The sequence below is a fragment of the Pectobacterium odoriferum genome (assembly GCF_009931295.1).
Lineage (GTDB): Bacteria > Pseudomonadota > Gammaproteobacteria > Enterobacterales > Enterobacteriaceae > Pectobacterium > Pectobacterium odoriferum.
Genome location: NZ_CP034938.1, coordinates 4701191 through 4715043 on the forward strand (window position 1 = coordinate 4701191; position 13853 = coordinate 4715043).

Here is a 13853-nt window from a genome sequence, read left to right on the forward strand (position 1 = left end):
ATGCTGGCTTCGTCACGGCCTGAATCATCTTAAAAAAGTGGGAGCGACACGGGATAAATTAAGCTCTGGCTGCTTGCGGTAAAATGAAATGCTATTATAGCGGTCATAAACAGCGTGGGGCGCGGTGCCTCACCAGCAAGATTAATAAAGGTCGCGCCCATGATTATCGTTACTGGCGGTGCCGGTTTTATCGGCAGCAATATCGTAAAATCTCTGAATGACATCGGCTATCGGGACATTCTGGTTGTCGATAACCTGAAAGACGGCACCAAGTTCGCCAATCTGGTCGATCTGGACATCGCAGATTACGTGGATAAAGAAGATTTCATCGCCAGCATCGTTGCAGGCGACGATCTGGGCGATATTGATGCCGTATTCCATGAAGGTGCTTGCTCTTCCACCACCGAGTGGGATGGCAAATACATGATGGACAACAACTATCAGTATTCTAAAGACGTGCTGCACTATTGCCTCGATCGCAACATTCCGTTCCTGTATGCCTCGTCTGCCGCGACCTACGGCGGTCGTAACGATAACTTTATCGAAGCGCGCCAATACGAGCAGCCGCTGAACGTCTATGGCTACTCCAAGTTCCTATTCGACCAGTACGTGCGTGAAATTCTCCCAGAAGCTGAATCGCAGATCTGCGGCTTCCGCTATTTCAACGTCTACGGACCACGCGAAGGCCACAAAGGCAGCATGGCGAGCGTCGCGTTCCACCTGAACAACCAGATTAATCAGGGTGAAAATCCGAAGCTGTTCTCCGGTAGCGAGAACTTCCAACGTGACTTTATCTACGTCGGTGATGTCGCCGCCGTCAACCTGTGGTTCTGGCAAAACGGTGTTTCTGGCATCTTCAACTGCGGTACCGGTCGCGCCGAATCCTTCCAGGCAGTCGCCGACGCCACCCTCGCCTTCCATCAAAAAGGCAGCGTGGAATACATCGAATTTCCTGAGAAACTGAAAGGCCGCTATCAGGCTTATACACAAGCCGACCTCACCAATTTGCGTGCCGCAGGCTATGACAAGCCGTTCAAAACCGTCGCCGAAGGCGTGGCGGAATATATGGCCTGGCTGAACCGTACCGTTTAATCGGATAAGGATTCATAAGCGGTATGAAAATTTTGGTCATCGGCCCTTCCTGGGTCGGCGATATGATGATGTCGCACAGCCTTTATCGCACGTTGAAGGCTGAACACCCGGAAGCGGTCATTGACGTGATGGCGCCAGCCTGGTGCCGTCCGCTGCTGGCACGGATGCCGGAAGTCAATCAGGCGTTAGCCATGCCGCTCGGTCACGGCGCACTTGAGCTGGGCGAACGTCGCCGTCTTGGCGTATCGCTGCGCGATGCGGGCTATGACCGCGCTTATGTGCTGCCCAACTCCTTTAAGTCCGCGCTAGTCCCTTTCTTTGCAAACATTCCGCAGCGTACAGGCTGGCGTGGCGAAATGCGTTACGGATTGCTGAACGACGTACGCGTGCTGAATAAAGCCGCATTTCCGCTGATGGTGCAGCGCTATACCGCGTTAGCCTACGATCGTAGCCGTATCCGTCGGGCTGAGGATCTGCCGCAGCCGTTACTGTGGCCGCAGTTGCAGGTCAATCCGACCGAAATTACGGACATGACGCAGGCGTTTAACCTCAGCGATGTGCGCCCCACCATCGGTTTTTGCCCCGGTGCCGAATTCGGCCCTGCCAAACGCTGGCCGCATTATCACTATGCTGCGCTGGCACAATCACTGATTGAACGCGGTTACCAGATAGCGCTGTTCGGCTCGGCCAATGATCGTTCGGCCTGTGACGACATCCTTCAAGGATTGACGGAAGACGCACGGCAGCATTGCGCTAATCTGGCGGGGAAAACCTCGCTGGAACAAGCGGTGGTGCTCATTGCCGCCTGTCACGCCGTCGTCAGCAATGACTCTGGACTCATGCACGTTGCTGCGGCACTTCATCGTCCTCTGGTGGCACTTTACGGTCCGAGCAGCCCTGACTTTACCCCGCCGCTGTCCCATCAGGCCGAGGTGATTCGACTGATTACCGGCTATCACCGAGTGCGCAAAGGGGATGCTGAACAGGGTTATCACCAGAGTTTGATCGACATTCAGCCCGAGCGCGTGCTCAGCGCACTGGATAACTATATTGTTCCAAGAGAAAGCCTCGTTCCAAAAGAAAGTCTCACTCCAGGAGAAAGTCTCGCTCCTGTAGAAAATCTGGAACCGGGAGCAGATGCATGAGAGTGCTGATCGTGAAAACGTCGTCGATGGGCGATGTGCTGCACACCTTGCCAGCCTTAACCGACGCGATGCAGGCGATTCCCGGTATCCAGTTCGATTGGGTGGTTGAAGAAGGTTTCGCACAAATCCCCAGTTGGCACCCGGCGGTTTCCCGCGTCATTCCAGTCGCAATACGCCGCTGGCGCAAAAGCTGGTTCAGTGCCCCGATACGTCAGGAACGTGCAGAATTTACGCGACAACTACGCCAGTACCGCTATGATGCGGTTATTGATGCACAAGGGCTGATAAAAAGCGCGCTGCTGGTTACGCGACTCGCCAACGGAAAGAAACACGGATTGGATTGCAAAAGCGCGCGCGAGCCGCTGGCAAGCTGGTTTTATAACTATCGCCACCCGATAAGCCGTCGACAACATGCTGTCGAGCGCGTACGGGCGCTGTTTGCCGCCAGCCTGAACTATCGGAAACCCACCGAGCGTGGCGATTACGCGATTGCCTCACGCTTTCTCTCTCAGTCGCCCGCAGACGCCAACCGCTATCTGGTGTTTCTCCACGCCACAACGCGTGATGAAAAACACTGGCCGGAAACGCACTGGCGTGAACTGATTGCCCTATTAGCACCGAGTGGACTACACATCAAACTCCCCTGGGGAGCGGAGCATGAGCACCAGCGTGCATTACGGCTAGCCGAAGGCTTTCCACACGTTGAAGTCTTACCACGCCTCACGCTGCAACAGATTGCCGAGGTACTCGCGGGCGCCAGCGCGGTTGTCTCCGTCGATACCGGGCTTAGCCACCTGACGGCGGCGCTGGATCGTCCGAATATCACCTTATACGGGCCAACCGACCCAGGACTGATTGGCGGCTACGGGATGAATCAGGTGGTGGAAATGTCTGAAAGCCAGAAAATGGAGACTATTCCCACTAGCCTCGTCCATCAGAAATTAGAGAAGCTGATATACACTAAATAATTCGAGTTTCAGGACAAACGTTAACGTTTGAAAAACGCAAAGCGTTGGCCCGCCAGGGCGAGGCTCATTATGAGCCTCGTAATGCGGCAAGAGAAGGACAAATTCGTCGGGAACGAATTTGCTCAGCCAAAGGCTGGCCTCCGGTGAGAGACAGGATGTCTCTCCCTCATCCCGATGAGCTTACTCAGGTAAGTGATTCGGGTGAGTGACAAATCTGCCAGAGGCAGGTTTGAACGCTGCTTGCAGCGGCCCCAACGGGGCGAGGTCCACGAAAGTGGGCCGAGTAGTGCTGCCAACACACATGCAACTTGAAGTATGACGGGTATAGAATTACCTGCATCAGACGAGTGATATCGCTCCCGACTGTGAACAAATACATGCTCAATGAATTAAAGTACGAACTGGGAAAAACGCCCAGCATCAGTTCGGCTGTCGCGCTTAAAGCGGTTTTCCCCAGCTGTTTACTCACATTAGCCATTATGCCATTTAGTAGCATTATTGCCGAGTGGCTTTTTTATCTCACGGGCTTGCTGTCTGTTTTTTATGTAGCGACACATTTAAAAACAGTCATAGCGGCTAAGCGGCTGTTACTGATTCCACTTTGCCTGCTGGCTATCGGCTTAACCAATCTCATTTGGTATCACCACTATTATCACCCCGATAGCCTTTTCCCTTATGTGTATAACGCCTACAGGACATCCGCCCATGCCGGTATTCTGGGTGCATTCATCCTGCTGACAGTCCTGCATATCTCGCAAAAAAATCGGCAACAGCCACTCTTCTACCTCATCGCAATTTGTGTGTTAACGCTGGGCTATGCGTTTTATCAGTCATTGTTCAGTGGAATGCACCGTATTGCGTTGGTATTTGGCACCGCAACCAGTGCAGCCTATTTTCTTACCTTTATTGGTGCGTTAAGCGCGCAAGCACTGCTTAAGCTCGATTCAGCCTATAAGTATTATCTCTATCTGGGACATTTTCTGTTAGTCACCATCGCTATTTTCCTGACAGAAACTCGAGCGGCTATATTCGTCTATCCTATTGTTGGCGCAACCATTTTATTGTCAGAAGTCAGACACAATAAGCGTTTATTCATCAAGGCATTTATCGGTTCATCGGCCACTATTCTCCTGTGTTTATTCCTTTTCCAGGATACGCTTCACCAACGTATCAGCGACCTGATTAACGATATACACAGCTATAGCATGAACAACAGCATGACATCGGTGGGTGCGCGCATTGCGATGTACCAATCTGGTATAGAAGCTGGGGAAGAAGCGCTATTGGGGCAATCCGCCGAACAGCGTGCAGAACATATCATTGCACAAGCAAAGCAAGAGTCTGAATTATCTGGCGCGCTGGGATATTTGAATGTCCATCTGCATAACGAAGTGGTTGATGCCTTTTCCCTTAAGGGGTTGCCGGGTACAATATTGCTAATATTGTTCTATGTGTCCTTATTTTATTTTTCATTTTTTGTTCTACGCAGCCACCTCTCTGCGGCTCTGCTTTTCGCCCTGATCATGTATGGACTTAGCGATGTCATTCTCTATTCACGCGACATGCTTATTGCGTGGCTTATGGCGTTTTGTCTCGGCACAACGCTGACCGGAAAATGGCTAAAGAATTAGTCCTGTTATAATTAGCGTGTGGCAGTAGCATTTACCTCTGTGAGAGGGGTGTGGGTTTTAGTACCATAGCGGGAAAATTAGCTATCCATGCTGTCGCGACACATGGATAAGATCAGTCTTTTGGTAGCTGTTGAGCCAAAGGCGGTAGCGTGCCTGTAAAAATCATAACTTTTGATTACATGAAGGAAAACGAGTGAGTCAACGCATCATCTCCTATCACCGGATTCTTGTAGTAAAGCTCAGATATCATGGCGATATGCTGCTGACCACTCCGCTCATCAGTACGCTGAAAGCCAACTACCCTGATGCCAAAATCGACGTATTGCTGTACCAGGATACGATGCCGATTCTCTCTGCAAACCCAGAGATACATCAGCTTTATGGGCTCAAAAGAAAGACGAGTACGCTTTTGGAAAAGATCTGTAATTTCAAAAGCGTCAGACAAGAGCTTAAGCAAAACAATTACGATCTGATCGTCAATTTAGCTGACCAGTGGCCCATTGCTCTATTAGTGAAATCATTGGGGTGCCGCAGTATTGCTCTCGATCGGGGCGATAATCTGAAGGGAAAGATGTGGCGTTCATTTTTCAGCACCTGCGTTCCGCCAATAGGCGCGCATATTGTTGAGCAAAATCTTCATCTCCTCACCCCGCTCAACCTGCCAGTGTCAAATACATGTTCTACATTATCACTGCATTATCGTCAGGAAGACGCCCAAAGTATCGTTAACCAACGTCCTACACTTTTAACGCAACGCTACGTCGTCATCCAACCCACGACTCGCCAATACTACAAATACTGGGACAACGACAAGTTCGCTCAGGTCATTGACTATCTTAAAACCAAAAATCTGGAAGTCGTTTTGACCTGTGGTCCTTCAGAAGACGATTTAAACGTGGTGCGGGACATTCACTCACAGTGCACGCATAAACCCGATATGACCTTTGCAGGTAAAACGAGTTTTCTGGAACTGGCTGCGTTAATTGACAACGCCGTGTTGTATATCGGCGTGGATTCCGCCCCCATGCATATGGCTGCCGCATTGAATACACCACTAGTGTGTCTGTTCGGCCCAACAGACTATAAATTATGGCGTCCATGGTGCAAACACTATAAACAGATTTGGGCAGGTGAATATCAACAAATGCCAGCCCAACAGAATTACGATCAGACGGTCAAATATTTGTCCTGCATTCCTGCACAAGCGGTTATCCAGGCATCAGAAGACATGCTGCAGGAAGAGAACACCAAATGAACATCGCATTCTGCGTCTATAAATACTTTCCTTTCGGCGGGCTACAGCGGGATTTTCTGAGCATTGCAAAAGTCTGCCAGAAACAAGGTCACGATATTCGCGTTTATACCAGCGAATGGCAAGGCGACAAACCTGAAGGGTTCGACATCGTTCTCGTGCCCATCTCTGGACTGAGTAATCATACGCGCCATCGCCATTTTTCCGACTGGATACAACGCCATTTACAACAGCACCCTGTCGATCGCGTTGTCGGATTTAGCAAAATGCCAGGGCTAGACTTCTACTATGCCGCAGAAGGATGTACGGCAGAAAAGGCCGTTCAGGAAAAAGGTTTCTTTTATCGACTCACACCTCGCTACCGCGGATATGCAGCACTTGAACGAGACGTGTTCGATAAAGATAGCCACACGCGCATGCTGATGCTGACGCCGCGGCAAATCGCCCATTTCCAGAAGCATTACGGTACACAATATGAACGCTTTTTTATGCTACCGCCGGGTATTTCACTGGATAGAAAGTACAGCACGCGTTCTCCAGATACGCGTTCACAGTTCCGTCAGCAGCATCATCTGGATGAAAACGGATTTGTTCTATTACAGGTCGGTTCCGACTTCAAACGTAAAGGTGTTGGCCGCAGTTTGACCGCTATCGCCAGCCTGCCACAGGAACTGCGTCAGCACGTAACGCTGCTGGTTGTCGGCCAGGACGATCCAAAACCGTTTCAACAACAGGCAGAGCAGCTCGGCATCGGTAAACAAATACAGTTCTTCTCTGGCCGAGACGACATTCCTGACTTCATGGCAGCCGCAGACTTGTTACTTCATCCGGCTCATCAGGAAGCCGCAGGCATCGTTTTACTTGAGGCTATCGCTGCTGGACTACCCATACTCGTCACCGATGCGTGCGGTTATGCTTTTTACATTGAGCGCTCGCAGGCCGGGCAGGTCATCCCAGAACCCTTTAGCCAGACAGCACTGAACCACGCGTTGTCACACGCACTCAGCCAGCCAGAAACGCTGAAACAGTGGGCAGAAAATGCCCGCCATTTTGCCGATACAGAAGATATTTATAGTTTGCCAGAAAAAGCGGCACAGTTGATTATCGAATCATAATGATAAATAAAGACATATTCTGACCTGTTTCTTACAATACGTTATTCTTTCCGCTATTTATCCAACACGGTAAGCACATGTACTTTGACAAAGAAAAAGTCATAAGAACTGTACACTCATTCTCCTATACTAAAAACGATGCCGAATTAAACATAGCCTTTGGCACGGATGAAAAGTTCATTTATGGCTGCGCCATCGCTATCGCATCTATTTTATTAAAGAATCCGGATTACTGTTTATCCTTTCACGTATTTACCGACAAACTCAGTGATGGTGATAAAGCCAGATTTCAAGAGATGGCAGAGCAATACAATACAACTATTAACATTTATATCGTTGATTGCACTTGGTTAAAAACGTTACCAGAAACAAAACTCTGGAGCTATGCCATTTATTTTCGTTTTATTATTGCCGACTACTTCTATCAGATACTTGATAAAGTTCTCTACCTTGATGCAGACATTATATGTAATGGCTCATTGCACGAATTAATAAAACTAGATGTTAGTAGCCATATCGCCGCCGTTGTTTTAGATGGTGATAGTAACTGGTGGAAAAACCGTGCACAAAAATTTCAGCAGCCTGAACTCCACAATGGTTACTTTAACTCTGGCGTTTTGTTAATTGAAATCAATAACTGGTATCAGGCATCTGTAACAGAAAACAGCATGCGTTTTTTGGTCGATCCAGAGATGAAGAAAGTCATTACCCATCCTGATCAGGATGTTTTAAATATACTTTTGGCAGGAAATTTTCATCAACTGGATAATAAATACAACACCCAATTTAGTATAAATTATGAATTAAAATATAATAATGGCGAACCTGCGCCAACACCTATCTCCACAGAAACGGTATTTATTCATTACATTGGCCCCACTAAGCCCTGGCATAAGTGGGCTGCCAATTACACTTGCACAAAATATTTTTTAAAAGCCAAATATAATTCCCCATGGAGAAATGAGCCTCTATTAGACGCCGTGACCGCAAGTAATATGCGGTATTGTGCTAAGCATCAGTTTCACAATAGAAAATATATAAAAGGCGTAAAAAGTTATGCCAAGTATTTTTTCATTAAAGCATTCTTTGGAAAGTAAAAATGGAAAATAATAAAGTTCCAGTATTCATTGTATCTTTAGTTAAAGACACCAACAGAAGAAAATCCATCGCTGATACTCTAAAAAAAGAGAGTATTGATTTTGAGTTTATTGACGCGATACGAGGTTCTGATCTACCAAGAGAGGAGCTAGACAGGATTAAGGCTAGTTCGCCAAAAGAGTTTAATCCAACAGCATCGGAAATAGGATGCTCTTTAAGCCATCAAAAAATATATTCCAAAATAATTAATGAAAAAATAGAATGGGCTATTATTCTTGAAGATGATGCAATTATTAACTCCTCATTGAAGCATCTTATAAACGGATTATCTGAGGAGTCAACTCTCAAAATGTGCGAAGAGGATCTTTATATACTGGGCGGGCAAGATGGCCTTAGCCAGAGAAGAAAAATATCCTTGTCATTTTTTAACAAAATAAATATAAATGGTATTATTTTTAAAAAGCTAACCTATAAGCCAATATATATAACAAGAACATGTTGTTATCTTGTAAGTAGAAAGTTAGCAATAAATTTGCATGAAGAATTCAACAATAACTATTACATTGCTGATAAGTGGGACTATCTATACAAAAAAAAATGTTTTAAAAAAATATATCTAACAGAAATAATATCTCACCCCATAGTAGATATATCCAACAGTAACATTGAGAAAGAACGATTAGCGAAATTAGATCAAGAGATAAAAAAAGAGAGTAGAAAGAAAGGGAATATTGAAAAAGGTATTAATGAGTTTTTCTTTATTATAAAAAAACTCTTACGTTCATTAAAATGGTAACTCTTCATCTAATAGATACCAGAAAATGAGGTCATTCACTATATCACTTCCAAGCTATAGATTTATAAAAATCAAAAAAATTAAGGCATAGAAATCATAAAGGCAATAAATAATGGGAATCCGAAATAAATTATCTATTGTTATTATTGCAAAAAACGCATCCGAACTTCTTGAAGAATGCTTGCGCTCAGTAGAATGGGCAGATGAAATAATTATTGTTGACTCAGGAAGTACCGATAATACTGTAGAGATCGCTGAAAATTATGGTGCCCGAGTCTATCATACAAATGACTGGCCAGGATATGGAAAACAGAGGCAAAAAGCTCAACGCTATGCCAACGGCGATTATATTTTCGTGATAGATACAGATGAGAGAGTGACACCTGAATTACGCAATTCTCTTGAAAAAATACTAGCCAAGCCTGACATTGATAATAGAAATGTATATTTTTGTGCTAGAAGGAATCTCTTCCTTGGCCGATTTATGCGCCACAGTGGATGGTACCCAGATAATGTCATTCGCTTCTATGCCAACAACTGTTTTACTTATAACGATAATACTGTACATGAATCTCTAAATTATGGTAGTGCATCCCTTAAAAAGTTATCAGGTGACTTATTGCATTTAACATGCCGTGAGTTCTCAAGCTTCCAGAAAAAACAACTACATTACGCTTTGGCATGGGCAGAAGAACGACACAGTCGAGGGAAACGGTGCCGCTATTCAGACATATTCATTCATACAGCCTTTGCATTTCTTAAAACATGGATATTTAGGGCTGGTTTTTTAGATGGAAAACAAGGATTGCTACTAGCCATAGTGAACTCTCAGTATACTTTTAATAAATATACGGAATTGTGGTCTCTACAAAAAGATAATACATAGAGTTAATAAAAAACCATTCATTCTACGAATATAGAAGAATAGAGTTGTAAATTAATTCTTATAATAGCGTTGATGGAATATGTTATTTAATTACATTTCTAGAGAATGAAATATTCCTATTTAAATTTAACATAAGGCCGTAGGTATGAATGAGTTAAATTCTTTCGATAATTCTAATGTTCGAATATTTACTCTTTATTGGAACAATGTCGATTTACAGCTAGTTAATGCTCAACGAGAGGTTTTTGAAAAATTCGGTTTCAAAATTGAGCAACACAACTATCACGGGATGGATCATGGTATATGGATGGAGGGAATTTTTAATGCTGCAGCAGATGAAGATGTTATTATCATTGTTGATATTGATTGTATCCCGCTAAACTCAAATGCAGTTAAAAAAGCCATAATATCTGCACGTAATGGAAAAGTATTTGGCTGTGCTCAATCAGCGAACCATATTGATTATCATTATATTTATGCTGGACCAATGTTTCTTTCTCTAACGGGTAAAACTTGGAGAGATGCAGGAAAGCCATCATTACAAGCAGATGATGAATTTGATGTTGGAGGCCGTCTAACTGATGCGGCACAACAAGCGGGACACCTACCTGAATTCGTTTACCCCTCAGATGTAGCAGTCCCAAAATGGTTAATTGGAGAAAAATACATCTGTGGTTTATTTACTATTTACGAACATAGCTATCTTCATCTTTTTGAGTCAAGAAACAAAGATCTCATAGACTGCTTCATTGAAATGTCTAATGATATCATCTCAAGCGAAGGAGAAATTGATTACAGAAAATATATTATCAGGGCATCAAATGAAAGCCATGATAGGTATGTATCTAAGTATTTAAGCAAGAAAAGTATTATTGGAAAAATATCACGTGAATTTAAACGAGTTGCAAGAAAGTTAAATTTAAAAAAGTAATCAGTAAATATAAAAATCACTTAAATAAAGAAAAAATGATTAGTTTATTCTATAAATATATGACAATTGGTGTTATTAACACAATAATTCACTGGGTTGCATTTTATATAATGCTTTATGTTTTCTCTTTTAATCAAGCATCGAGTAATTTAATTTCATTTATAATGGCAGTGACTTTTTCTTTTTTTGCAAATGCAAGATTCACTTTTAAAGTCAAGCCAACAACAATAAAATATACAGCTTTCGTCATTTTTACCGGAATGGTAAGTTTTATTTGCGGAAGTATTTCAGATTACTATGAAATATATCCATTAATAACATTAATTGTGTTTTCAGGAATAAGCCTAATACTTGGGTTTATATTTTCAAAATATGTGATATTTAGGGAAGGGAAATGAAAATATCGCTAGTCATACCTGTTTTCAATGAAGAGGAAGCCATTCCCATTTTCTATAAAACGGTACGTAATTTCGGAGAATTTAAGCAATACGATGTTGAAATGATTTTCATTAATGATGGCAGTAGAGACTCTACTGAATATATAATAGACACGCTATCGCTAACAGATCCTTTAGTTATACCTCTATCTTTCACAAGAAATTTTGGCAAAGAATTTGCGCTATTTGCAGGGCTAGAGCATGCAACAGGTGATGCTATCATCCCGATTGATGTGGATTTACAAGATCCAATAGAAATTATTCCTCTGATGATAGAAAAATGGCAATCAGGCTCAGATGTAGTGTTAGCAAAACGTTCCGATCGTTCCATTGATGGATATTTTAAGCGAAGAACAGCAGAGCTATTTTATAAACTTCAAAACAAAATTAGCGCCCCTCAAATAGAAGAAAATGTCGGCGATTTTCGTTTAATGTCAAGGGAAATAGTTGAACATATAAGAGAAATGCCAGAGAGAAACCTTTTCATGAAAGGGGTTCTTTCATGGGTTGGCGGTAAAACGGAAATCATTGAATATTCTAGAGCTGAGCGCATAGCGGGAAAAACGAAATTTAATGGCTGGAAGCTTTGGAACCTTGCTCTAGAAGGAATTACAAGTTTTTCGACACTACCTCTACGTATATGGACTTATATTGGCTCAGTTATTGCTCTTTTATCATTCATCTACGGCATATGGATGATTATTGAGACGATAACTCTTGGTAACCCCGTGCCTGGCTATCCTTCATTACTCGTTTCTATTTTATTCTTCGGAGGTGTCCAATTAATTGGAATAGGTGTTCTTGGTGAATATATAGGCCGTGTATACATAGAAACCAAAAGGCGCCCCCGCTATTTATTAAGGAAGAAAGGCTAATGGAAAAAGAAACGAAAAATATAAATATATTTATATGGGTTTCATGTATAATTTTCTCATTGCCAATAATGCTAACAGGCGTTTATTATAGGGATGATGCGTTTCGAGTTGTCACCGGTGACGGGCCGTGGGGATGGGCAGGTAGACAAGGTGCAGACCTTATAGCCCATATATTTTATTTAAGCAGATCAAATATTGACTCTTATCCATTAGGGTACATAGTCTCTATCGCAATAATGTGCTATACACTTACATTTATAATAAATAAGAATCTATCTATAGACTCTGTATATGCTAAAATAACGCTACCTTTACTATTTGTTAGTCCTTTATTCCTTCAAAATCTGGCCTATCGTTTTGATAGTGCAGGGATGATTATTTCGTTAGCACTATCAGTGCTTGCATTTTATTTATCGAAAAATAAAGATAATAAATACAAATTAAAACCTATATTTTTATTATTTCTATCCCTTACTATATATCAACCTTGCGTTAATATATTTTTGGGGTTAATCGCCACGCACATTGCTTTTAATATCAAAAATACAGATGAATCCAAATTCCAGTCTTTATTAAAAGATAGCGCAGTTTTCATCACATCTTATGTTATTTATTATATATTTGAAAAAATAAAGCTAGGAAATATAGGTGGCGGGCGGGCAAGTATTATTCCTTTTTCAGACGTTATACTATCCCTTGAAATAATTTTTTATCAAACATGGGGAATACTAAAACTACTTTATACTGGTTATATAAAATGGATAGCCTGCATATTACTGATTTTATTTTTATTATTGTCCATGCAGAACGTATATAAGATTTATATTTTTAGTAAAAAAGATAAATCTTATTTTATTAAAATAGTTACATGCTTAGTGTCTATACCGTTCCTTTTATTTTTTTCAACAACAGGTGTATCATTTTTATTAGTAGAAAAAATTACTGATGTCAGAGTATTGGTTGGGTTTTCAGCAGTTCCTTTCTTTTTTGTCGTGGGCATAACAAAATATATCCATCAAAGAGGAAGATTTGTTCCAACAGGAATTTTTCTTTTTATAGCATGCGTGATTTCATTTCAATTCGCAAACGCTTTAAAAGCGCAGCGCGAGTATGAAAAAGAAATAATATCATATATATCTTATGATTTGAGTAACTTAAAAATCACCTCGCAACCAATCTATGTTGCAGGAAGCGTGGGCTTATCTCCAGTATCTGAAGTAATTAGTTCTCATCAACCAATTATAGGTAAGATTCTTAGTCCTCTTGAACCTTGGATTGCTCGTCCGCTTCTCCTTGCTTATGGACATAAAAATACAGTTCAGCTTTGGGACGGTGATCCTAAAGAAATAATAGAGCTTTTGTGCCAGAAAAACCCAATGCCTTTACGAGATAATTATTTTTATTCGATCTATAAAAGTGATGATTATTATTTGGTTTTTTTTAAAGAAAAAAATAACCTCTGCGCTCATTTTTAAAAAACCTCCCTAATAATAGACCATCTAAAAAACTTAACATCATCGTATTAATTTATAGAAAATAATGAAGAGGCATTCATGCACTCTTTGTTGAGTACTGTGTTACACATATAAAATAATTATCAGTACTTCATCTCCGAATAAGTATATCA

Annotated in this window: 13 protein-coding genes; all 13 read left to right on the forward strand. The window is 42.4% G+C overall.

The annotated features are described in order from the left end of the window. Nucleotides 1-159 precede the first annotated feature (159 nt). A complete protein-coding gene (gene rfaD, locus EO763_RS21175) occupies nucleotides 160-1092 on the forward strand; it encodes an ADP-glyceromanno-heptose 6-epimerase (protein WP_010300769.1) in 933 nt (310 codons plus the stop codon). A 23-nt stretch (nucleotides 1093-1115) separates the two neighbouring features. After that, nucleotides 1116-2237 (forward strand): ADP-heptose--LPS heptosyltransferase RfaF, encoded by a 1122-nt coding sequence (rfaF, locus tag EO763_RS21180; RefSeq protein ID WP_161530115.1) that lies wholly within the window; start codon nucleotides 1116-1118, stop codon nucleotides 2235-2237. Next, a complete protein-coding gene (gene rfaC / locus EO763_RS21185; RefSeq protein WP_161530116.1) occupies nucleotides 2234-3205 on the forward strand; it encodes a lipopolysaccharide heptosyltransferase RfaC in 972 nt (323 codons plus the stop codon). Before rfaF ends, rfaC begins: the two co-directional genes overlap by 4 nt. A 377-nt stretch (nucleotides 3206-3582) precedes the next feature. Then, nucleotides 3583-4836, forward strand: coding sequence for an O-antigen ligase family protein (locus tag EO763_RS21190; protein WP_244322026.1), 1254 nt, complete (start codon nucleotides 3583-3585; stop codon nucleotides 4834-4836). Nucleotides 4837-5029: 193 nt separating this feature from the next. After that, entirely contained in the window at nucleotides 5030-6091 is a 1062-nt protein-coding gene (gene rfaQ, locus EO763_RS21195) for a lipopolysaccharide core heptosyltransferase RfaQ (protein WP_161530118.1), read from the forward strand. Then, nucleotides 6088-7203, forward strand: coding sequence for a glycosyltransferase family 4 protein (locus tag EO763_RS21200; protein WP_161530119.1), 1116 nt, complete (start codon nucleotides 6088-6090; stop codon nucleotides 7201-7203). The genes rfaQ and EO763_RS21200 overlap by 4 nt, the downstream gene beginning before the upstream one ends. Before the next feature lie 77 nt (nucleotides 7204-7280). After that, nucleotides 7281-8300 (forward strand): lipopolysaccharide 3-alpha-galactosyltransferase, encoded by a 1020-nt coding sequence (gene waaO / locus EO763_RS21205; RefSeq protein ID WP_161530120.1) that lies wholly within the window; start codon nucleotides 7281-7283, stop codon nucleotides 8298-8300. A 2-nt stretch (nucleotides 8301-8302) separates the two neighbouring features. Next, complete coding sequence (locus EO763_RS21210) at nucleotides 8303-9097, forward strand: glycosyltransferase family 25 protein (RefSeq protein WP_161530121.1); 795 nt, start codon at nucleotides 8303-8305, stop codon at nucleotides 9095-9097. A 112-nt stretch (nucleotides 9098-9209) separates the two neighbouring features. After that, nucleotides 9210-9983, forward strand: coding sequence for a glycosyltransferase family 2 protein (locus tag EO763_RS21215; protein ID WP_161530122.1), 774 nt, complete (start codon nucleotides 9210-9212; stop codon nucleotides 9981-9983). 145 nt (nucleotides 9984-10128) lie between these two features. Next, nucleotides 10129-10914, forward strand: a complete 786-nt coding sequence (locus EO763_RS21220; protein WP_161530123.1) for a hypothetical protein — start codon at nucleotides 10129-10131, stop codon at nucleotides 10912-10914. Between the two features lie 110 nt (nucleotides 10915-11024). Continuing rightward, nucleotides 11025-11312, forward strand: a complete 288-nt coding sequence (locus EO763_RS21225) for a GtrA family protein (RefSeq protein ID WP_341874936.1) — start codon at nucleotides 11025-11027, stop codon at nucleotides 11310-11312. Then, on the forward strand, nucleotides 11309-12226 hold the full coding sequence (locus EO763_RS21230; protein WP_161530125.1) for a glycosyltransferase family 2 protein: 918 nt from the start codon (nucleotides 11309-11311) through the stop codon (nucleotides 12224-12226). The genes EO763_RS21225 and EO763_RS21230 overlap by 4 nt, the downstream gene beginning before the upstream one ends. Next, on the forward strand, nucleotides 12226-13701 hold the full coding sequence (locus tag EO763_RS21235; protein WP_161530126.1) for a glucosyltransferase domain-containing protein: 1476 nt from the start codon (nucleotides 12226-12228) through the stop codon (nucleotides 13699-13701). The genes EO763_RS21230 and EO763_RS21235 overlap by 1 nt, the downstream gene beginning before the upstream one ends. Nucleotides 13702-13853: the final 152 nt, after the last annotated feature.